Here is a 20,546-nt window from a genome sequence, read left to right on the forward strand (position 1 = left end):
AATCTCCCTATTACTGATCTCCCATGACCAATCCCCCAAATCCCCTTTAGCCTTCATAATTCATCCTTTAGCCTTCATTCTTTCCCAGATGCTTAAGCCACTTCCACCCAGACCCCGACTTGGGTTCAAAGCTGCGAACCGCATTTCGATCGTAGCAAGCCGGTACAATGGGGAATTTGTGGAACCGATGCTGGCCAAGGCACTCGAAGAAATCACCCTGATTGAGCCGGAATCAAAGACGCACGTCGTTCATGCGCCGGGATCCTTTGAGATCCCTTATCTGGCCGGCCAGCTCATTCAAAAAAACAAACCCGATGCCGTCATTTGTTTCGGGGTCATTTTTCAGGGAGAGACCGCTCATGCCAACCTGATAGCTTCTTCCGTGAGCGATGCACTTTGCCGGATGTCGGTCGAGTCCGGCATCCCGATCATTCACAGTGTGCTTCTGCTTCAGAACGAAGAGCAGGCTCGGGAGCGCTGCCTGGGCAGCGAAAGCAACCGCGGCACCGAGGCTGCACGCGCTGCCATCGAGGTTATCCGCGCCTCTGCCGCCCTCACGACATCCGGAACCTAAACTATCATGGGAGTACGAAGCGAAGGCCGCGAGGCCGCAATCCAGTTTCTCTACCAGCGCGATCAGGGGGGGGGCGCGGGTGTTTCCGACCTCGAGGATTTCTATGCCTTCCGGGGACTTAGTCCTTCGGCTCGCCGGTTCTGCGAAGGTCTGGTGAGCGGCCTGCTCGAGCATTCCGCTGAGATCGACATCAAACTACGCGAGCACACCCAGAACTACGAGCTGGAGCGTCTCTCAGCCGTTGACCGCAACATCCTCCGATTGGCGATTCACGAGATGCTTTTTTGCGCCGAAATTCCACCCGTAGTCTCGATTAACGAGGCCATCAACATTGCCAAGAAGTATGGCACTGAGGAATCGGGACGTTTTGTGAACGGGGTCTTAGACAAGATCAAGTCAACGCTCCAGCGCCCGGACCGCACCCCCTCCCCGAGGAACGGGAGGGAGGCGATCGAGTCATCAGAGCCCTCTGAAGACTGATGGCTGGATGGCTTAAAAACGTCCTTGGCCGTATCACCGGCTCCCATCAGGCCGTGGATTGGGAGGAGGTCGAGGCTGCCCTCTGGCAGTCCGATCTCGGCGCGCCCACGGCGACCGCCATCCTCGAATCTCTCCGCAGCAAAGGTTTGACCCTCCATTCCGAGAACGTTCTGGAAGCCGCCCGTGAGGAGGCCTCAAAGTATCTTCCGGAGAAAGGAGAAGATCTCAGCCCCATGCCAGCCGGCTCGGAAGGCCCCGTTGTGATCCTCATGGTCGGGGTCAACGGTACAGGCAAGACCACCAGCAGTGCCAAACTCGCAGCCCTACTGAAGCTACGCGGCCACTCGGTTTTGCTCTGCGCGGCCGACACCTTCCGCGCAGCGGCTGTCGAGCAACTCAAGGCCTGGGGTGAGCGCCTTGGTATTGAGGTAGTGAGCAGTGAGTACGGAGCCGATCCCGCGGCTCTCTGCCACGATGCCCTTGCCAAGGCAAAGCGCCTGAAATCCGACTTCCTTATCTGTGACACCGCCGGCCGCCTCCATACCAAGTCGAACCTGATGCAGGAGCTTGCGAAAATGAAACGCTCCCTCGGCAAGATCGACCCGACCGCACCCCATGAGGTCCTCCTCGTGGCCGACACCACGACCGGCAGCAACGCCGTTGTGCAGGCTAGGGAATTCCATGCCGCCACCCCTCTCACCGGTTTGATCCTTACTAAGCTAGACGGCTCGGGCAAAGGCGGCGTCGCCGTGGCGATTGCCCGGGAAACCGGCATCACCCCCCGCTTCATCGGGACCGGGGAACAAGCTGAAGATCTCGCCCTCTTTGACCGCGCCTCCTTCCTGGAACGGATGTTATAAAAGATCAGCCTTGTTTGTGATGGCCTTCCTGCGAGTCGGAAGAGGAGCCCTTTTTTTCAATACGGCTTCCCAAGTCATGAATCCAGAGACTGAGGATATAGGTCAGAACTAAGGCGACGTAGAATTGACCGATGACCGCCTGGGTGATTGTCAGCACGCGTGCGATGTGAGTAGCAGGGAGGATATCGCCGAAGCCCAAAGTGGTCTGGGTTACAAAACTGAAATAGAGCATCTGCTGAACATCGTTTCTCCACTCAGAGACCGTCGGCACAACGGATCCCGCAGGCATGAACTGCGAATGACGGAATGCATGGTTGTTGATCCTCTCCACAATGGTGTAGAGGAGTGCAAAGGTTCCCCCAATCCAGACATACAGGTTGCAGGCCTCCAAGATCTTGTCCAATTTGGCATTCTTGGTGTTCAGAAGTCTCTTGATCCACGAAATGGTGCCGAAGATCAGCGTGGCCAACACCATCAGCACCGAGGCTTCCTCGGTAGCCTGCCCGAATGTGAGTACTTCACCTGCTAGCGACTTCCATCCGTTCAGCCAATAAACCATGAGGGAAACGAGGAAACTCCCCGAGGCCACCACGGCGACCTTCATGGTGTCCGCATGGGTTGTCACCGCCATGCAGGCGACAGCAAGAAAAACCAACACAATCAACTCAGTCGGCAGGTAGGGGCCAAAATAGAATAACCCGAGAAGCGTCAGACCACCTATGACGTGACGCCTCTCGGCTAGGTTGAGGATATGGCGATGAAGGGGGTGCATTATTCCGGGTAGTCTCGGGGCTTTATTTATGGGAGGAACAGCAGAAATCCTCAGATATGTCCCAGCGGCAGAATTTTGCTAACGGGTGTCAGAAGAACCCTGAAGGCTTCCGCATTGGTTCTGAAAACCCGGACCTCAGGGAACGCGACGCCTAATTTCGCGGCCCGGAGTGCCGATCTCGGGATCGGTTGAAGGCCAGTAAGGGAGACAATCAATCCACTGGCGAGCAACTGCTTCACGGTCATCACGAGTTGGGAGATGCCGGTGGAATCGATCAGTGGCACATCGGAGAGGTCGATAACTGCATACTTACCTCCCTCCTCCGGATGAATTTCGGAAGTCAACCGGCTCGCTGAACCGAAAAACAAGGCGCCGTTGACCTTAAAGTAGAGAATCCCATCGGGCACCGTAATCGGAGCGGTATTCTTTTCGGCTTCCTGATCATTGATAGGTTCATCAACCCCTTCCTTAGTCGCGGATATCTCTGACATGCGGTACATGAAGAGAATGGAGGTGACAATGACCCCAACTGCGATGGCGGTGACCATGTCAAAGAGGATGGTCAGTACCGCGCAAAGGAGAAGGGTCAACCATTCCTCCCTTTCGGCCGTGCGCACGATATCGACGCAACCTCTTAGATCACTCATGAAATAGGCAACATAGATCAACAACGCAGCCATGGCTGAAAGCGGCAGATAGCCGAGATAACGGGAGAATAGAAGGATCGAGGCCAGAAGAAAAACGGAATGCATCACCGAAGCCCAGGGGCTGGTTCCTCCGGCCTGGATATTGGCAGCCGTCCTCGGAATGGCACCGGAGACGCTGAAGCCCCCAAAAAACGGCGATATCATGTTCGCGAGACCGTGGCCGATCAATTCGCCGTTGGGATTGTTTCGTGTCGACGTCAACCTGTCACCGCAGACGGCGGTAACAAGAGTCTCGATTGCGCAGAGCACGGCGATAGCGAAGGCTCCCTTGAAAAGGCTCATGAATCCGGCAAAGGAGTCCAGGAGATGCATTCCGTCATGAAGCATCCAGGGAAGCTCAAATTGTGGCGGAATCGGCGGGATTCCGTGGAAAATCTTCCCGTTAGCCACGATGGAAAAATGGTTTTCAATCGTATCAAAATGAAGGGAGGGCTCCCAGGTCGGAAGAATCACTCCGAGCACGCAGGAAATGGGCAGAACGACCAGTGCCGCAGGGATATTCTTGAAAAAATAGGACCAACCAAAGAGCGCGACGAGCGTGAACGTCCCCAGAACCATATCGGCAACGTTGCAAGAGTGCCAGTGGCTCAAAACGGTGTTGAACTCGCTGACGATCGAGTTGGTGGGAGGCGCAATAACGCCGGAAAAACTCCGGAGTTGAAGGATGATCACCGAGATTGCGATCCCAAGGGTGAAGCCCGCAATGACGGGGAAGGAGATAAAATCAATCAGCTTCCCAAGCTTCAAGAGACCCAAGAGAAGCAGAATCAAGCCCGCGAAGGCGGTCGTGATCATCAATCCGGCAGGTCCAAAATCCCTCACGATCGGAATCAGGATGACAATGAAGGCGGCGGTCGGACCCGAGATCTGGTATTTTGAACCCCCAAAAATTCCAGCCACAAGGCCGCCCACAATTGCCGTGTAAAGTCCCGACTGCGGCGACATGCCCGAGGAGATGGCAAATGCCATCGAAAGCGGAAGCGAGATCGCGCCGACAACGATCCCGGCGATGGTATCGCGGAATAAGCGGTTGGCAGAGAGTCCCTCGTGGATACTGCTTCTCCAAGCGGCGCAGAAATCGGCAAAGTGGGCTAGGTTCATACCGATTCGGAGATTAATAATTAACGCCGTCAGCATAGCAACGCTCTTTTGGCTGAGGATGATCGGCTTTCCCTCATTGTTGGGCGTTGACCCGGGACGGGAGTCGCTTATTCTGAATTGATATTCCACATGCGGGGGAGCCAGCTGGCTGAGAGGTCCGGGACAGAACGGACGACCCTTTGAACCTGACACAGGTCAGGGAGAAGACTCAGGCTTTGGCAACTTCTCTCAAGTGTTTAAATCTACCCCACCCATGACAACACCAACTGTTGCAGAATACGTCCTCACGCGGCTCTCCCAACTCGGAATCGACAAAGTGTTCGGCGTCCCCGGGGACTACGCCTTCTCAATCGATGATGCTGTTGAGCAGGTTTCCGGCCTTGAGTGGGTTGTTTGCGCGAATGAACTGAACGCCGCGTATGCTGCCGACGGCTATGCCCGTGTCCGCGGGGCAGCGATCCTTACCACGACTTACGGCGTGGGCGAACTCTCCGCGATCAACGGTGTGATGGGTAGCAAGGCCTATAGACTACCGGTCTTTCACCTCGTGGGGATGCCCAGTGAGCGCATCCAGAAACAGTGGCTTCTGACGCACCACAACCTCGGGGATAACAACTATGATCGCTTCCTACCTCTTTCCGGGGCTGCTGCTTGCGTTACCGCCGTTCTCACCCCTGCCAATTGCATTGACGAACTCGAGCGAGTGATCCGAGAGGCGCTGCGGCAGAGCATGCCAGCCTATATCGCTATCTCGGAACTCTCCGGTTACTCCCCCTTGGTAGGCACCCCCGTCACAGGCAAACCGTTGGCTGAAATCAAGCGCCAGCAAAGCGTCCCTGAGGAACTCGAGGCAGCAGTTGCGTCCATTGTCTCGCGACTTGAAAAGGCCAAAAATCCGGTCGCGCTAGTCACTAATCTCACCTCGCGTTACGGGGTGAATGATCTTGCACTAGAGATCGTCAAGAAGGCGAACCTACCAACAGCCATCGCCTCCTACGATAAAGGAACGATGGACGAGTCCCTGCCTCAGTATATCGGACTTTATAACGGTAATTTTTCCGTTCCCTCCTCTGTCAAAGAAACGGTCGAAGGAGCCGATGTCGTCCTTGATATCGGAGGCATGATTCCGACCGAACTAAACACCGGCCTCTGGTCTGAAAATCTCGACACATCACGCCTGCTTTCTATTCACGACAACTGGGTGCGACTTGGCACCAAGGTCTTCATGAATGTCGCTATTGACGATCTGCTCAAGGCCCTCCTGGCGAGGGTTCCCAGCCGCAATGAGACGATCGCAACTTATAAGGATCTTTTACCACTCAAAGGAAACGGATCGGACACGCTCTCATCCGCTGCCTTCTATCCCCGCCTCCAACGCAGCTTGAAGTCGGGCGACACGCTGGTCATCGAGACCGGCACCTGCATGTTCCACCTCAACGGCATGATTCTGCCGCAGGGTGTCGGAGCGGAGGAATCGGGTCTCTGGGGATCAATCGGCTGGGCCACTCCAGCCACCCTGGGTGTTTCCATGGCCAAAAAAACCGGTCGCACTTGGATGGTTACAGGTGATGGCTCCCATCAACTCACCCTGAATGAACTGGGAGTGATGGGGCGTTATGGTGTGAAACCAATCATCTTTGTCCTCAACAATGATATCTTCGGAGTTGAGGACGTTCTCAGTGCGCGAGGCCATGTTTATGATGATCTGGCAAAGCTGAACTACCATCTGCTCCCTGAAGCCTTTGGCTGCAAGGGTTGGCTCACCGCTAAAGTGGGAACGGTAGCTGAGCTGGAGGATATCCTGGAGAAGATCCAGAATCACGATGGGGCGGCCTATATCCAAGTTCTGATTCCAGAATCCGAGAGCCAACCGATCTCAGAAGTCGACATCGATAGAGACTATAAACTCCGAGTTCCTCCGGTAGGCTAAGAGAAAGTCTTCTAAGGCCGCACTCCCCCGTTGACCCGTCCATTAGGCAGCCTATGCTTAGTGGACAACACATGCGGGGGAGCCGGTTGGCTGAGAGGTTCGGAATATACCGAACGACCCTTTGAACCTGACACGAGTAATGCCGTGCGAGGGAGAAGACTCAGGCCACGCCGTGTGAACCACGCGTGGCTCTTTATTTTCCTTCACCCATCCCTTTTTTCCTTCTCCTCCCTATCAGTCTAATAGCCTACAGCCTAAACTCCTCTTCCAATGATTGCTCCCAACGAATCCCTCACCGCATCCGACGAACCGCAGAGCACCGACGCCCTTCCAGCCAGTAGCCGCGTCTATGTGGAAGGAGCCATCCACACGGAGTTGCGCGTCCCGATGCGCGAGATCACGCTCTCACCGACCAAGAACTTCTCCGGTGAACTGGAGCCGAACGCTCCCGTCCGCGTCTATGACTGCAGCGGCCCCTGGGGAGATCCCGAGTTCGAGGGCGACTCCTCGGAGGGACTTCCGTCGCTCCGGTCTTCATGGATCGAGAAGCGTAGGGATGTCGCATCCTACGAGGGTCGTGAAGTCCAACCAATGGATAACGGCTACCTCTCAGGCAAGCATGCCGAGTACGCCAGCTCCTCCGAACGAAATCGACTGATTGAGTTCCCAGGTCTCACCGGCAGCAAGCGCAAGCCACTCCGCGCTTCCGCAGGCCATCCCGTCACCCAGCTCTGGTACGCACGCCAGGGGATCATCACCCCGGAGATGGAGTTCATCGCCATCCGCGAAAACATGGGCCGCGCCCAGCAGACAACTCTCTCCGATCTCTCAGGCGACATCGTGCGCAACGAACTCGGCAAGCAGCACTCCGGATCCGGCCAGCTTCCGGAGAGCCCCTACACCCCCTCCATCTTCATCCGCTTCCCTCAGCGTATTCCAGCTGAGATCACGCCCGAGTTCGTCCGCTCCGAGGTGGCTGCTGGAAGAGCTATCATCCCAGCAAACATCAATCATCCCGAGCTTGAGCCGATGATCATCGGCCGCAACTTCCTGGTGAAGATCAATGCGAATATCGGCAATAGCGCCGTAGCCTCCTCCATCGAGGAAGAGGTCGAGAAGATGCGTTGGGCCACCAAGTGGGGGGCCGACACCGTCATGGATCTCTCCACCGGAAAGAACATTCATGCTACCCGCGAATGGATCCTGCGGAACTCCCCCGTTCCGATCGGCACCGTCCCGATCTACCAAGCCCTGGAGAAAGTGAACGGCAAGGCCGAGGATCTGACCTGGGAGATCTTCCGCGACACCTTGATCGAGCAGGCCGAGCAGGGAGTCGATTACTTCACGATTCACGCCGGAGTTCTCCTGCGCTTCGTCCCGCTCACCGCCAAGCGCATGACCGGCATCGTCAGCCGCGGCGGATCGATCATGGCCAAGTGGTGTCTCGCCCATCACAAAGAGAACTTCCTCTACACCCACTGGGACGACATCTGCGACATCAGGGCCGCCTACGATGTCAGCTTCTCGATCGGAGACGGACTCCGTCCCGGCTCCGTGGCCGACGCCAACGACGAGGCGCAGTTCGGCGAGCTCAAGGTGCAGGGCGAACTCACCGAACGCGCCTGGGCCAAGGGAGTCCAGGTCATGAACGAGGGCCCCGGCCATGTCCCGATGCACATGATCGAAGAGAACATGGCGAAGCAACTCGAATGGTGTCACGAGGCCCCCTTCTACACACTCGGCCCCCTCACCACCGACATCGCCCCCGGCTACGACCACATCACCAGCGGCATCGGTGCCGCCATGATCGGCTGGTATGGCTGTGCCATGCTCTGCTACGTCACGCCAAAAGAGCACCTCGGCCTGCCGAACAAGAAGGATGTGAAGGATGGAGTCATCACCTACAAGATCGCCGCCCACGCCGCCGATCTCGCAAAGGGTCATCCCGGCGCCCAGTACCGCGACAATGCCCTCTCCAAGGCCCGCTTTGAGTTCCGCTGGGAGGATCAGTTCAACCTCGGCCTCGATCCGATTACCGCGCGTGAGTTCCATGACGAGACCCTCCCGCAAGAAGGAGCCAAATCAGCCCACTTCTGCTCCATGTGCGGCCCTCACTTCTGCTCCATGAAGATTTCGGAAGACGTCCGCCAATATGCTGCCGCCCAAAACCTCTCCGAAGAAGCAGCCCTCAAAAAGGGCATGGAGGAGAAAGCCCGCGAATTTGTAGAATCGGGGTCGAATGTTTTTGCAAAAGCATGAAAATCGAAAGCTCAAGCCGCCGGGCAGCGAGCGAGAAAGACTTTAGTAAAGCGAAAGGCCGTAGGCAGAGCCTGTCGGCACAGGCGAATCAATTCGCTGAGAAAGGCGCGGAACTCTACGCGAAGGCTTAATGGTTTTCATAATAGCCACCATCTCCCTGGAGCAGTCACTCTGCTTCTCTCTTTCGCCGTTGGAGTTATTGTCTTTGTGTGTGCTTCCGCCAATGCTGATCTCACTTCTAGGACTCTATCTTTTCAGAAAAGTAGTTCCCTTCCGTTTTCTCAAGCAGAGTCATGACGTCACAGGGCCGTTTTTCAGCACGCTTGGAACTGTCTATGGAATTTTTCTAGCCTTCGTCTTCACCGCGACCTGGCAGGCATATTCCACAACATCCACCAATGTCGTCCAGGAAGCTCGGTATCTCCGTGATCTCTATTTCGTCACCAAGGCATTTCCTCAACCGACTCAGGGAGAACTGCAACAACTCCTGCGAAATTATCGCGACTCCGTGGTGAATGATGAGTGGAAGTGCTTAGAAAAGGGCGATGCCAGTCCGAAAACCTCCCAATTACAGAAGAAGATTATCGAGGACTACCTGCGTTTCAATCCCGGCAATGATCAGGAAAAGGAGTTTTTACGCACGTCTATCCACTATATTACTACCATTGCTAGCTTGAGAGCATCGCGCATTGATGACTCATCATCCAACCTCCCTTCGGTTCTTTGGTTGGTTCTTCTAGTTGGCGCCGTTGCCACCATCGGCCTTTCTTATCTCTTTGAGGCACAAAACTTCTGGCTTCAAGCCATTCTGACTATCCTGCTAACTGGGGTGATCTGCATGACCTTTTACATCATCATTGATCTGGATTTTCCATTCATAGGAGGGACAACGATTTCGTCTGAACCCTTCCAGCGCGTCGAGATGAATTAGCCTCTCTTGCGGGAGAGCATAATCTCATTCCCCTCGGTATCCGCACACATCGCCAGGTGAGGCGGTTCCCCATTCTCCGGTTGTGGTTCACGAAGCAACTGACCACCCGCCGCAACGATCTCAGCAGCACCAGCGATCACATCAGCCACTTGGAAACTCATGCCGGTCCACGTGCGCTTTCCCTCGCCGCCGCCATGGACGCCGATGATGCCGTTGCAGACTTCGATATCGGTCACCGCTGGATTCTCTCGAATCACTTTCGCACCGAAGACGGTGGTATAGAACTTCACCGCGCGGGCCGTGTCCGCAGCCCAGATGATGTATTTGAGACGTTCGACAATCATGGGTTGGCCCTAGAAAGCTTACACGCAGACCAGAAGATAAATGTCATCCGGCAGAAGCGATGCCACCTCGCGGATGATATTTCCCCTCAGCACGTGCAGCAGGGTGTTCCGCTGGGGAGCGCCGAGCAGGACCCGCTCCGCTCCGATCGTGGAGGCAAGATCGGCGATGGTATGAGCCGGAGCATCGCTGACGGCATAGCAAGGGATGATCGTCTCACCGAGCCCCTTGTCCCTGAGTGACTCAAAGGTCTCACGGGCCTGCTTGTCCTCAGTCCATTTCCTGCGCCGGTCACCCGGCGCTATGACCGGCTGCTCACGAACGAAAAGAACATAGAGGGGCTGGCCGTTTTCTGCGGCTTCCTTGACAGCAAAATCGAGAGTGCGCCCCTTACCTCTGACTGCAACGAGGATGGGGCCGTTGTAGACTTTCGGAACAGGTACCGGTGCAGTGGCCGTTCCAGGGGCAGTGGGAATTTCCGGCAACGATGCATTAGCAGGCTCGCTGGCTATTGTTGGCATGGAAGTCTTGCCGCCACTCTCCATGGCAAGAACGGCCGCCTGAAGGGCCGCCTCCTGGGCTGCCTTCGCTTTTCGTTCCGAGCTTTCCTTGGCAAGCCCACGAAGCACCAGACCAATGGCCAACACCGTGAAGGCAAAGATCCTGGCATTCGGCTTGTCGATGAAGAGGGAGATCTCAATCACTGCCATGATCACAAAGGTCACGAACATGAGGGCGCGCTCGTGATTTTTCAGCGCAAGCTTCCAATCCGTGCTGGTTGCTCCAAGGTTCACCGCAATGGCTCCCACCACGCCTACCGCATAGAGATCGGCAAGACCCGACATGTCGCTGACAGCGATGACCAGACCTGCAGGCACAAGAACGGCGAAGAAAAGGCCGGCATTCGGGACGCCGAAGGAGTTCAGCTTTGCAAAGATCGGCGGCATCTCCTGGTCGCGGGCCATCAAGAAGGAAATTCCGCTCAGCGCCACGATCGCCGTGTTCACGGCACTTAGCAGAAGGACACCGAAAACGATGCTGACAGTCCAGGCCGCGATGTGTCCGAGGACAGGCCCAAAGAGGTTGCCTGCAAAAATCTGTGCCATGTAGCGGAGCATGTAGTCGCGAACCCCCTCGGCACCGGGGGCATTGACATCACCATTGACGACAACCATTCCCGGAAGCGCCGCCATGGCGAGACCCAAAAGGGCCGTGAAGAGACAGACCTCCAGCATTACGACGATAATGGCTTTGTTGGCGGTCTTGGAAACATTCGGCTTTTCAAGCGTGCTACCCGGATTGAGCTTCATCACACCCGTCGAGTTGGCGATCGCCTCGACACCTGAAAGCGCCAAAACAATAGCTACGAAGGCATTCCAATTATGAGGAAAACCGCCGTGAAGAGGTTGCGTGTGAATCACTGCGTCTCCCAGATGGGGAATAGCTAGGAGACCGAGCAGACCAACCACGATGACCGTGGGAATAGCAACAAGGATAGCGGCACCACCGGTATGCTTGGGGCCAAAGTAATTCAATGCTCCGATAATCGCGATGGAGCCGGCGGCAAACATCTCGGGGTGAGGCACTCCAAGATATAGGAAAGCGGAGAGGGCGCTGACAGCTGCCGTTACGATATAGTCGGCAATCAGCAGAAATGCGCCCACGATCGAGATGATCTCGGAGCGATGCCGGACGCTGGCGTAGACACCGCCGCCGTTCGGATAATGCCGGCAGATGACCATGTAATTGACGCCCACAAGCGCCGTGAGCAGACACATGGCTCCTATGAGCCATGGTGAGCTGTAACCCGCTACCGCAAAGGCCAGACCGATGACATAGGCCTTGCTGGTGCCCCAGTCGCCGTAGAGGATCGCGGCTGCCCTCTTCCAATCGACATTGCGGGGCCGCGTCGTTGTGTTGGATTCGAGCATGGGATGAAAAGATGGCGAAATTAATGGGCGCACCCGCAGGAACCATGAGCCTGCTGCTCAACAACCTGAGAGCTGCCGCAGCACCCTGTCTCCACATTTCCTCCGCAGCAACCCCCGCTGTCTGCAGCCACCTCGCCGATCACGACAACCTCAAGGCTGATCTGCTGGAGTGCCAGTTGGTCGCGGGCCCGTCCAAGGAAGCCCATTGCTTTCTCGGAAGGTTCCTCGGAAGTACGGAGTTCGATCCGCACGGGTTTTCCCTGAAGATGGGGAAAATTTTCCTTCATCTCGCCGTCCAGGATGAAGGAGACATAGGCATTCAGCTTTTCCTGGAGTTGGAAGAGTTGTCGCTCTCCATGCTCCCAGGAACGGGTCTCGAACATCGCAAGCACCAGGACATCCTCGCGGGTGTCGTGGGCAAAGGCGTCCAGCATACCGGCCCGCTCGATCCCCGAACCGGGCGGAGGGGAATTCGTGCCGGTTAGATCTTCGCGGAGGGAAACCATACGTAGAGCATGAAGTAAACGAGCACACCCGTAACCGAAACATAGAGCCAGATAGGGAGGGTCCAGCGTGCAATCCTCTTATGGGCATCAAAGCGCTGACGAAGAGCCGGGATGATGGTGAGGATGATCATCGGGACCACGACGATGGCAAGGGGGGTGTGGGTGCCAAGAATCAAGAGATAGAGGGCCTTGGGCCACCCCGGATAGGTGAAGTAGGTGACATGGCCCGCCTTCAGGAAGTGGTAGACCAGATAACAGGCCAGAAAGGCGGCTGAGGTCAGAATCGCACCAAGCATGCAGAGCGCGTGGAAGCACTTGCGCTCCGTCTTGATCATGATCCATCCGGTGGTGATCAGCAGGGTGCTGATCCCGTTGAGGGTGGCGTTAACTGCCGGGAGATCGGTAACCTTCATGCCTGCCTCAATATCTCCTCAGCTGTTCGGTGAGGAGGAGAGGGGCCGCTCCTGATTCAACTCTCGGCAGGTCTTGACCATGATCCAGATCATGAAGCTCACCACGGAAAAGAAAACGCCCAGCAGGAGCAGGGTGCTGGAGGAAAAGGCCATCTTGGACGTCATGGTCAGCGGTTCAATGAGGCCGCCGGAGCTCTTCAGGGCACAGTCTGGACAGGCAACAGCACTTTGAACGGCCAGGAAAAGGGCCGACAGAGCAAGGGAAGGCTTCAAGAACTTCATGGCACTGATGGTGTGGACTGAACAGCTTTAGGTTCACGCAGGAGACTTCCGATGTCGATCAAAAGCTTTTGCACCAACTCCGGCTCCTCCAACTTCCGCGCGGAACGGATCTTTCCTTCCCTATCCACAACCAGAAAGCGGGTCGAATGGGTAGGAACACCGGCCGGATCGGTGGCCAGGACCTGAAGCATCCCCTTGGTGGTGAACGCATCGATCTCTTTTTTCGGTCCGGTCAGGAAGCTCCATCGGCTCGGGTCGGCATTCAGACGCTTGGCATACGCCGAGAGGACAGAGGGAGTGTCGTTTTCTGGATCAATGGAAACGGAGACCAGTCGCACATCCTTGGCCTTTTTGAGTTCCTTGGAGATTTCAGCCATCCTTGAGGACATCACGGGGCAGGGGCCGGGACAGCGGGTGAAAAAGAAATCGACCACCCACACTTTCCCAAGCAGGTCGGCCTTCGAGAGGGTGCTTCCATCCTGGGTCGTGAACCGAAAGTCGGGAACAGTGCCGATCACTGAATTCTCATCGGTCGTCTTCCTCTCGGAGCCCCGGAAGAGTCGGTTTGCTCCAGCAATCAGGAGGCCGGCCACCAAAAACGCGATGACCCATGCCAGAAAGGGAAGCCTCTTGGGAGAAGATCCCCCCTCGTTCGTTGACTTCTCTGTCACAAGGCTCCCAATGATGTCTGAAAATCAGATGAGATAGAGAATCGTGTAGAGGAGAACCCAGACCACGTCCACGAAGTGCCAGTAGAGGCCCACGTTTTCGAGGGCGACATGACGCTTTGCCGTGAAGGTCCCCTTGGTCACCTGAAGGAAAAAGCACCAGAGGATCAGGAGGACGCCAATGCAGACATGGGCGCCGTGGAATCCCGTGAGCGTGAAGAAAGTGGAGCCGTAGACACCGCCTTTGTTGAACCAGAGGCCCTCATGGTAGAGCTCCGTCCACTCGATACACTGGATGCCGACAAACGTTGCTCCCATCAGCGCGGAGAGGAGCATCCATCCTGCACCTGATTTCCCTTTTTTTACCGCCACTTCGGCAAAGTGATAGACAAAGGAACTGGAGACTAGGATCACCGTATTGATGCCGGTCAGGAGCTTTGGCATCGGAGGAAGCTCGATACCATCACCGAAATTCGGCGGCCAAGAACCAGCCGCCTGCCGAAGCACGAGATAGGTTGCGATTAGTCCGCCGAAGAGCATTGCCTCAGAGCAAAGGAAAATGCACATGCCCAGCTTGCAGGTCGCGGGTGCGGTAGGCGGAGCTGCATGATGGTCATGCTCGGAAACAGACGCGACCATGGGCGCGTGAAAGAGGGCGGAGTCGTTATAGGCTGCGTTATTCATCGGTAAAGCTTCAGTAGGCCACGGCTGGACCGCGACGTAACATCATGAACACGACGAGCCCGCAGAGGGCGAGCGCAAAAATGACCAGACCCGCAAGAATTGCGAACTGGGTTTTGCGTTGACGAGGCGTAGTCATGGAAAGATCGGTTATTGGCGAGCGAAGGCGATCAGCACCCCAAGCAACAGCGGGAGGTAGATGATCGAGGCGAAGAAAAGACGGCGAGCCGAAGCGTTGGTCCTGTTCCTGATAAAAGCCACTGAGAGATAAATCATTGCGGCACCAAGGGCCAGTGCTGCAAAGAAATAGTAGGGGGAGGCCATCCCGAGGATACCCGGCAGGAGTGAGACGCCTAGAAGAGCCACGGAATAGATGAGGGCCTGCCACGCCGTGGACCATCCATCTGGGTCGCGAGTGCTGAGCATCTTGAATCCGGCCGCCGCATACTGGTCACGATAGAGCCAGGCGATGGCCAGGAAGTGAGGCATCTGCCAGAACCAGAGGATTAGAAAGAGGACCCATCCACCCAGACCTAGGTGATCTGTAGCGGCGGTCCATCCCAGCAATGGAGGAAGCGCCCCGGGGATGGCCCCGACAAGGGTATTCAGCTCCGTGAAACGCTTGAGCGGGGTGTAGAGGGCGGCGTAAATGAGAATAGTTAATCCCGCCAGCAACGCGGTCAAGGGATTGGCGAAGAAGGCAAGGATCGCAACCCCGCAACCACTGCAGAGCAAACCGAAGAGTAGGGCGTCGGAAGGGTGCATCCTGCGGGCAGGCAAGGGACGGTCCGAGGTCCTTGGCATCAGTGCATCGAGATCACGCTCCAGCCACTGGTTGAGGGCCGAGGCTCCGGCGGCACTCAGGGCCGTACCGAGTAGCGTGGCTACAAGCAGCGTGTAATCCATCGGGCCCCTCCATCCGAGCAGAAATCCGACCAGAGTGGTCATCAGGACCAGGAAGGAGAGACGCGCCTTTGAAAGCTCGCTCAGATTGGAGAGAAGTCCCACCTTGACCTCGGATTTCACGGTTCCCTCGGAAGCGCTCATGAGAGTGCCTCCCGAGAGTGAGATGTACCGGGGGATTCCGAACCGGCGCAGAAGAGCCGGAAGGTGAAGAGAATACCGAAGGCTGTCAGCAGCGCCCCGAGCGCCATGTGGGAGGTGGCGACATCAGCCGCCTTATTCGTCCAGATTGTCACAGCCCCAAGCAGGATCTGAAGCAGTATAGCGCCCACCCAGAGAAGACTCCAAACGCGGAGCCAATGTCCTAGAGGCGTCCGGGCCACGGCCAGCGCGGCGGTGGCGATCACGATAAGCAACAGCACAAAGGCTCCGGCACGGTGGGTCAACTGCAAGTGGATTTGAGCGACAGAAACAGGAGCTATCTTGTCATTGGCCCTCTCTTTGTTGATGCGCGTCAGGGCGCCCTCCGAGGTATCAGGAATAAGCGTGCCGTAGGCGGCTGGGAAATCACGGATCGCAAGCGGAGCGTGTTGGTGGCGGATGGTCGCGGCGATACCCAGCTGGAAATAGGTCAGCACAAGGCCGGCTAGCACGAGCCAACGAAGGGAGGCTGCCGCGCTGTCGGCAAACCAGACTCCCGAACGGAATCCCCTCCCCGTCACGGCGGTGATCACCAGCAGCAGGCCGAAGAAACTCTGGGCAAGCGCCGCATGGAAGATGCCGATCTGGTCCTTGTAGAGGGTCACGCGGAGACCACCGAGCACGCCCTGTGCTATCACGCCGATCACGGCCGCCACGGCCAGCCATTTCACCCAGGTTCGTTGTTCCTTCCAAAAGGTTACGCCGGCAAGCACCAGTGTGATCAGGCCGATTCCACTCGCCAGCAACCGATGCGAGTGCTCCCAGAAGATACCTCCTACCCACTTTGAGTAAGGAAAGAGGAACATGTTGTACCCGTAGGTGGTCGGCCAGTCCGGAACCGACATGCCGGCCCCCTTCGAGGTGACAAGGCCTCCCACAACAATCAAAAGGAATGTAGCCACCGAAGCGATCAGAGCACCTAGCCGTTGCCACAGTTACCCCTGTTCCCACAGGCTGACCCTAGTGGGATTCCAAAGTGATGTGGGCGGGGGCCTTCTCATTCTGAGGCAGGAAATCCCTTGCCAGACCGGGAACGCTATACTCGTAGGGACCGTGATAGACAGTCGGCGTCACTGCAAAGTTTCCGTGAGGGATCGGATGGGAAACCGTCCACTCCAGGGTGGTGGAGTTCCAGGGATTCGCAGGGGCCTTGGGACCATTCAACATGCTCCATACGATATTCACGACAAAGGGAATGGTGGCGAGTCCGAGGCCCATCGCCCCGATCGTGCAGACAACATTCAGGGGTTGGAGCTGCTTGAGGCAGTCGTAGACTGTCGGATCGGCAATGCGTCGCATCATGCCTCCAAGGCCGAGATTGTGCATCGGGAAGAAGGTCAGGTTAAAGAAGACGAAGGTCATCCAGAAATGGATCCAACCGAGCGTGTTATTGAACATTCTGCCCGACATCTTTGGGAACCAAAAATAGACTGCTGCGAAGATCGCGAACATGCTACCTCCGAAGAGGACGTAGTGGAAGTGGGCGACGATGAAGTAGGTATGGTGAACGAAGAGATCCACAGGCGTAGAAGCCATGAAGATGCCGCTGAGGCCGCCGATGACGAACATTGAGACAAAGGAGACAGCAAATGCCATCGGCACCGTGTAGTGGATCGACCCGCGCCAGATCGTCCCCATCCAGTTGAAGGTCTTGATAGCACTAGGAACCGCGATGACCATCGTCGAGACGGAGAAAGCCGCACTCAACGTGAGGTTCATGCCACTGACATACATATGGTGTCCCCAGACGATGAATCCGAGGAAGCCGATCGAGATCATTGCCCAGACCATGGCCTTGTAGCCGAAGACGGGCTTGCGGGAGAAAACCGAGAGAATTTCAGACGTGAGGCCGAACGCAGGCAGGATAAGGATGTAAACCTCGGGGTGCCCGAAAAACCAGAATAGGTGCTGCCAGAGAAGAGGTTGCCCGTAACCGGAGGGGCGGTAGAAAGTGGTGCCGAAATTTAAATCGAAGATGATCAGGGCCGCCGCCGCCGAAAGAACGGGGATCGCCAGAATGAGTAGGATCGCTGTCAGAAAGATCGCCCAGACGGGAAGCGGCATCCGAAACATTGTCATTCCGGGAGCCCTCATCGTGATCACGGTGGTGATGTAGTTGACCGCTCCGGTGATCGAGGAGAGACCGTTGATAAAGAGGGCGGCGCACCAGAGGCTCTGACCCATGGGCGTCTGGTTGTAAGCAGCAACACTACTGAGCGGAGCATAGGCGGTCCATCCGGTGCCTGGAGCGCCTCCTGGCACCCAGAAGGAGCTCAACATGATGACCCCGGAAAGAGCGAAGAGCCAGTAGCTCAACTCGTTCAGAGCAGGAAAGGCCATGTCACCGGCCCCGATTTTGAGCGGAATGAGGAAATTTCCGAAGACACCGATAAGCAGTGGCATCGCCACAAAGAAGACCAAAATAGTACCGTGCATGGTAACCAGCACGTTGTATCCACTCGGAATAATGGCCCCCTCGTCGTTCACGACACTATGGGGAAGGAGATTACCAATCAACGGAATGGGGTGACCGGGAAAGGCCAACTGCCAACGCATCGCCAAGGCCATCGCACCGCCGAAAAGAAGGAAGATCAAGGCAGACCAGAGAAACTGGAGCGCGATCATCTTGTGATCGGTGTTCCAGAGGTAGTGCATGATGCCGGGCTTCCCCTGCACATGTCCATGACCATGGTCATCATGATGACTGCCACCGTGGGTCTCCACGGTCGAGAGGCTGTCGTGGGTGAGTGAGTTACTCATAAGATTAAAGTTTATTTCCTACGGTCGGGGCGGTCAAGGAAGTCGCCTTTGCAGGACTTGGAACTGCAACAGGAAGAGATGGAGGAGCAGGTGAGATCCCCGCATTCTTCTGCTGACGAGGAGTCAGCCACTTCTGAAACTCCTCTTCAGAGACAATCTTGATCGGGGCCTTCATATTGTAGTGACCGGTTCCGCAAAGCTGGTTGCACGCTAGTTGAAAGTCACCGGTCTGTGTTGCTTGAAACCAGACCCAGCCGATGGTTCGGCCCGGAACACAATCCTGATAGAGGCGGAACTCAGGCACATAAAAGGAGTGGATCACATCGCGGGAGTGAAGAAGAACATGGACAGGACGGCCAACTGGAATCACGAGATCCGTGGTAATGACATCCTGGGCCGTCTTGGGGTTCTCGGGATCGGTGCCGAAAGGATTCTGCGGGGTTATGTTGCGTACATCCATCGGGGCGAGCTTGCCGCTAATTCCCGGATACCGCATCTGCCACCCGAACTGGTAGCTGGAGACATCGATGGTCAGGGCGTTATCGGGCGCCGGTCGGTGGATCTCCTCCCAGACACGGTTGCTATAGATGGCGAGAGCAAGGAAGATGATGGTTGGGGCCGTGGTCCAGATGATCTCCAGCTTATTGTTGCCATGGCTGTAATGGGCGGGAACTCCTGGTCGACGACGATAAACAATCAGGTAGTAAATGTAGACCCCCTGGGTAACAACGAAGACCACGGCCGTCAGCCAGAAGATCATCTTGATAATCGAGTCAATCTGCAGACCAGTGGTCGTGACACACGGCGGTAGTCCGTAGATGTTGCCATTGCGCTGCTCGGCCAAGAGACCTCCCGCCATTAGCATGGATGCGAGAAAAATGCCGCCCGTCAGGCAACGGGAAGCCATCCGTTTGGTGAAGAGTGAGAAAAACATGGCGGTGATCATTTCGTGGCCGGAGCAGGTCCTGCAGGAGCGGCGGGCTTGACTGGAGGAGTAGCCAGGAGTTGCTCCTGGGTCCAGGAATCAGTCTGGGCAGCGCCGGCTTTCCGGATTTGGGCAACAAAGTCAGCCGTGATAGCGGAGGCATTGTTACCCCAGTCGGAACGGATGTAGGTCAGGATGTCGGCGATCTGGTCGTCCGAGAGTTGCTTCCATGGCACCATGGCGTTGTTGTATTGCTGCCCCTTGACTTCGAAGGTCCCCTGCAGGCCGTTCAGGACAAGCATCACCAGATGATTTTCCGCGTGCTTCCCCTCGGTAAGCACCCACTCGCTGCCAGCAAGCGGAGGAAACTGGCCCGCCACCCCCATGCCGTTCGGTTGATGGCAGACAACGCAGTTCTGCGTGTAGAGGCGCTTGCCAACGACCTTGGGATCCACGGGAGCCGCAGCAGTAGCACCACCGCCGGCCCAGTTCACGGCATTGCTCTCATAGACATCCTGACGAAATCCACCGCTGTTAAAGCCGAGGTAGAGGCCACCCCAAATCAGAGCCAGCATGAAGGCTCCGACAAGCCAAGGAGACAGCGGCCTATTCGTCTCCTCAGTTACTTCCTTGGGATGTTGGTTGTGGTGATCGTTATTCACGGCTGGTCGTCTTATCGTCTTATTTTGCAGCCCCGATCTTCTTCACGGGAGCCTCCGGCAACGGGTAATCATGGCGCAGGGAAAGGAGATAGGCGACGAGGTTTTTGGCGTCGGCTGTGGGAACTACTTCATAGCCCTCCTGCGGAGCATCGTCCCCCGTCAGTGCAAGAGCCTCGTTGGATCGCTGGCCCTGGATCTTGCGGATAAGGAAAAGATCGCTGAAGCAGGGCATGAGCGACCCCTCGCAGACGGCGGAGGGATGGTAGAGGTGGATTAAGTGCCACTTGGCATCGGGACGACGCACACCGACGTTCGTGAGATCCTGCCCAAGGCGGCGTGATCCCAGGAAGGCCGTTGAGTCACGCAGATAGTCACGGGCTACAGAGGGACGAGCACCCCAACCCCGATCAATATCCGAAGAGGTAATGCTGGTCTGGCGCACTTGCTGGCTATGGCAGGAAATGCAACCCTCGGTCGCGTAGACGCGCTGTCCTGCAATGGCTTGACCGCCATAGGTAGGGGGAAGGGAGCCCCCGTTATCGGCATCGGCTACTGGAGTGAGACGACCAAGCTGGAGAGCCGGATAAGCGACGAGGCCGAGCCAAGAAGTCAGGAAGACCAAGAAGATACCGCTCAGCAATGTAGGGAGACGATGCAT

Annotated in this window: 21 protein-coding genes; 6 read left to right on the forward strand and 15 right to left on the reverse strand. The window is 56.6% G+C overall.

The window, feature by feature from the left end:
- Positions 1-88 precede the first annotated feature (88 nt).
- The 3 genes from ribH to ftsY are packed head-to-tail and all read left to right on the forward strand — an operon-like array spanning position 89 to position 1,914.
- Entirely contained in the window at positions 89-574 is a 486-nt protein-coding gene (ribH, locus tag K8R57_00330) for a 6,7-dimethyl-8-ribityllumazine synthase (protein MCE9586746.1), read from the forward strand.
- 6 nt (positions 575-580) lie between these two features.
- Positions 581-1,054 carry a transcription antitermination factor NusB gene (gene nusB, locus K8R57_00335; protein MCE9586747.1) on the forward strand — a complete coding sequence of 158 codons (474 nt, stop codon included), beginning with the start codon at positions 581-583 and terminating at the stop codon, positions 1,052-1,054.
- Positions 1,054-1,914 carry a signal recognition particle-docking protein FtsY gene (gene ftsY, locus K8R57_00340; protein ID MCE9586748.1) on the forward strand — a complete coding sequence of 287 codons (861 nt, stop codon included), beginning with the start codon at positions 1,054-1,056 and terminating at the stop codon, positions 1,912-1,914. Before nusB ends, ftsY begins: the two co-directional genes overlap by 1 nt.
- Before the next feature lie 4 nt (positions 1,915-1,918).
- Here ftsY and K8R57_00345 read toward each other — a convergent pair whose 3' ends face one another.
- The gene (locus tag K8R57_00345; protein ID MCE9586749.1) at positions 1,919-2,686 is read right to left on the reverse strand and encodes a potassium channel family protein; all 768 of its coding nucleotides are present in this window, start codon (positions 2,684-2,686) and stop codon (positions 1,919-1,921) included.
- A 50-nt stretch (positions 2,687-2,736) separates the two neighbouring features.
- Complete coding sequence (locus K8R57_00350) at positions 2,737-4,494, reverse strand: STAS domain-containing protein (protein ID MCE9586750.1); 1,758 nt, start codon at positions 4,492-4,494, stop codon at positions 2,737-2,739.
- Positions 4,495-4,747: 253 nt separating this feature from the next.
- On the opposite strand from K8R57_00350, the gene K8R57_00355 reads away from it, so the two are divergent.
- From K8R57_00355 to K8R57_00365, 3 genes are all read left to right on the forward strand, one after another.
- A complete protein-coding gene (locus tag K8R57_00355) occupies positions 4,748-6,424 on the forward strand; it encodes an alpha-keto acid decarboxylase family protein (protein MCE9586751.1) in 1,677 nt (558 codons plus the stop codon).
- Between the two features lie 270 nt (positions 6,425-6,694).
- Positions 6,695-8,683, forward strand: a complete 1,989-nt coding sequence (gene thiC, locus K8R57_00360; GenBank protein MCE9586752.1) for a phosphomethylpyrimidine synthase ThiC — start codon at positions 6,695-6,697, stop codon at positions 8,681-8,683.
- A 223-nt stretch (positions 8,684-8,906) separates the two neighbouring features.
- The gene (locus K8R57_00365; protein ID MCE9586753.1) at positions 8,907-9,614 is read left to right on the forward strand and encodes a DUF4239 domain-containing protein; all 708 of its coding nucleotides are present in this window, start codon (positions 8,907-8,909) and stop codon (positions 9,612-9,614) included.
- On the opposite strand, the gene K8R57_00370 is transcribed toward K8R57_00365, so the two are convergent.
- The 13 genes from K8R57_00370 to K8R57_00430 all read right to left on the reverse strand — a co-directional run bounded on the left by K8R57_00370 (position 9,611) and on the right by K8R57_00430 (position 20,546).
- On the reverse strand, positions 9,611-9,958 hold the full coding sequence (locus K8R57_00370) for a VOC family protein (protein MCE9586754.1): 348 nt from the start codon (positions 9,956-9,958) through the stop codon (positions 9,611-9,613). The genes K8R57_00365 and K8R57_00370 overlap by 4 nt on opposite strands.
- An 18-nt stretch (positions 9,959-9,976) precedes the next feature.
- Positions 9,977-11,887, reverse strand: coding sequence for an APC family permease (locus K8R57_00375; protein MCE9586755.1), 1,911 nt, complete (start codon positions 11,885-11,887; stop codon positions 9,977-9,979).
- 20 nt (positions 11,888-11,907) lie between these two features.
- The gene (locus tag K8R57_00380) at positions 11,908-12,393 is read right to left on the reverse strand and encodes a hypothetical protein (GenBank protein MCE9586756.1); all 486 of its coding nucleotides are present in this window, start codon (positions 12,391-12,393) and stop codon (positions 11,908-11,910) included.
- Positions 12,369-12,806: a DUF420 domain-containing protein gene (locus K8R57_00385; GenBank protein MCE9586757.1), complete on the reverse strand. Its 438-nt coding sequence runs from the start codon at positions 12,804-12,806 to the stop codon at positions 12,369-12,371. The genes K8R57_00380 and K8R57_00385 overlap by 25 nt, the downstream gene beginning before the upstream one ends.
- A gap of 18 nt (positions 12,807-12,824) precedes the next feature.
- Entirely contained in the window at positions 12,825-13,088 is a 264-nt protein-coding gene (locus K8R57_00390) for a hypothetical protein (protein ID MCE9586758.1), read from the reverse strand.
- Positions 13,085-13,759, reverse strand: a complete 675-nt coding sequence (locus tag K8R57_00395) for an SCO family protein (GenBank protein MCE9586759.1) — start codon at positions 13,757-13,759, stop codon at positions 13,085-13,087. The genes K8R57_00390 and K8R57_00395 overlap by 4 nt, the downstream gene beginning before the upstream one ends.
- Before the next feature lie 24 nt (positions 13,760-13,783).
- The gene (locus tag K8R57_00400; protein ID MCE9586760.1) at positions 13,784-14,440 is read right to left on the reverse strand and encodes a heme-copper oxidase subunit III; all 657 of its coding nucleotides are present in this window, start codon (positions 14,438-14,440) and stop codon (positions 13,784-13,786) included.
- Between the two features lie 147 nt (positions 14,441-14,587).
- Positions 14,588-15,484 carry a heme o synthase gene (gene cyoE / locus K8R57_00405; GenBank protein MCE9586761.1) on the reverse strand — a complete coding sequence of 299 codons (897 nt, stop codon included), beginning with the start codon at positions 15,482-15,484 and terminating at the stop codon, positions 14,588-14,590.
- A complete protein-coding gene (locus tag K8R57_00410; GenBank protein MCE9586762.1) occupies positions 15,481-16,443 on the reverse strand; it encodes a COX15/CtaA family protein in 963 nt (320 codons plus the stop codon). Before K8R57_00410 ends, cyoE begins: the two co-directional genes overlap by 4 nt.
- A gap of 58 nt (positions 16,444-16,501) precedes the next feature.
- Positions 16,502-18,196, reverse strand: coding sequence for a cbb3-type cytochrome c oxidase subunit I (locus K8R57_00415; protein MCE9586763.1), 1,695 nt, complete (start codon positions 18,194-18,196; stop codon positions 16,502-16,504).
- 109 nt (positions 18,197-18,305) lie between these two features.
- Positions 18,306-19,235 (reverse strand): cytochrome c oxidase subunit II, encoded by a 930-nt coding sequence (gene coxB, locus K8R57_00420; protein MCE9586764.1) that lies wholly within the window; start codon positions 19,233-19,235, stop codon positions 18,306-18,308.
- An 8-nt stretch (positions 19,236-19,243) separates the two neighbouring features.
- Positions 19,244-19,888 carry a cytochrome c gene (locus tag K8R57_00425; protein MCE9586765.1) on the reverse strand — a complete coding sequence of 215 codons (645 nt, stop codon included), beginning with the start codon at positions 19,886-19,888 and terminating at the stop codon, positions 19,244-19,246.
- Between the two features lie 19 nt (positions 19,889-19,907).
- Positions 19,908-20,546, reverse strand: a complete 639-nt coding sequence (locus K8R57_00430; GenBank protein ID MCE9586766.1) for a cbb3-type cytochrome c oxidase subunit II — start codon at positions 20,544-20,546, stop codon at positions 19,908-19,910.

This window comes from Verrucomicrobiota bacterium (assembly GCA_021413925.1).
In the GTDB taxonomy this organism is placed as follows: domain Bacteria; phylum Verrucomicrobiota; class Verrucomicrobiia; order Chthoniobacterales; family UBA6821; genus UBA6821.

Bases quoted from the DNA above. Each gene is read 5' to 3' on its own strand.
- ribH (MCE9586746.1), top strand. From the start codon at position 89: ATGCTTAAGCCACTTCCACCCAGACCCCGACTTGGGTTCAAAGCTGCG.
- nusB (MCE9586747.1), top strand. From the start codon at position 581: ATGGGAGTACGAAGCGAAGGCCGCGAGGCCGCAATCCAGTTTCTCTAC.
- ftsY (MCE9586748.1), top strand. From the start codon at position 1,054: ATGGCTGGATGGCTTAAAAACGTCCTTGGCCGTATCACCGGCTCCCAT.
- K8R57_00345 (MCE9586749.1), bottom strand. From the start codon at position 2,686: ATGCACCCCCTTCATCGCCATATCCTCAACCTAGCCGAGAGGCGTCAC.
- K8R57_00350 (MCE9586750.1), bottom strand. From the start codon at position 4,494: ATGAACCTAGCCCACTTTGCCGATTTCTGCGCCGCTTGGAGAAGCAGT.
- K8R57_00355 (MCE9586751.1), top strand. From the start codon at position 4,748: ATGACAACACCAACTGTTGCAGAATACGTCCTCACGCGGCTCTCCCAA.
- thiC (MCE9586752.1), top strand. From the start codon at position 6,695: ATGATTGCTCCCAACGAATCCCTCACCGCATCCGACGAACCGCAGAGC.
- K8R57_00365 (MCE9586753.1), top strand. From the start codon at position 8,907: ATGCTGATCTCACTTCTAGGACTCTATCTTTTCAGAAAAGTAGTTCCC.
- K8R57_00370 (MCE9586754.1), bottom strand. From the start codon at position 9,958: ATGATTGTCGAACGTCTCAAATACATCATCTGGGCTGCGGACACGGCC.
- K8R57_00375 (MCE9586755.1), bottom strand. From the start codon at position 11,887: ATGCTCGAATCCAACACAACGACGCGGCCCCGCAATGTCGATTGGAAG.
- K8R57_00380 (MCE9586756.1), bottom strand. From the start codon at position 12,393: ATGGTTTCCCTCCGCGAAGATCTAACCGGCACGAATTCCCCTCCGCCC.
- K8R57_00385 (MCE9586757.1), bottom strand. From the start codon at position 12,806: ATGAAGGTTACCGATCTCCCGGCAGTTAACGCCACCCTCAACGGGATC.
- K8R57_00390 (MCE9586758.1), bottom strand. From the start codon at position 13,088: ATGAAGTTCTTGAAGCCTTCCCTTGCTCTGTCGGCCCTTTTCCTGGCC.
- K8R57_00400 (MCE9586760.1), bottom strand. From the start codon at position 14,440: ATGAATAACGCAGCCTATAACGACTCCGCCCTCTTTCACGCGCCCATG.
- cyoE (MCE9586761.1), bottom strand. From the start codon at position 15,484: ATGAGCGCTTCCGAGGGAACCGTGAAATCCGAGGTCAAGGTGGGACTT.
- K8R57_00415 (MCE9586763.1), bottom strand. From the start codon at position 18,196: ATGCACTACCTCTGGAACACCGATCACAAGATGATCGCGCTCCAGTTT.
- coxB (MCE9586764.1), bottom strand. From the start codon at position 19,235: ATGTTTTTCTCACTCTTCACCAAACGGATGGCTTCCCGTTGCCTGACG.
- K8R57_00430 (MCE9586766.1), bottom strand. From the start codon at position 20,546: ATGCATCGTCTCCCTACATTGCTGAGCGGTATCTTCTTGGTCTTCCTG.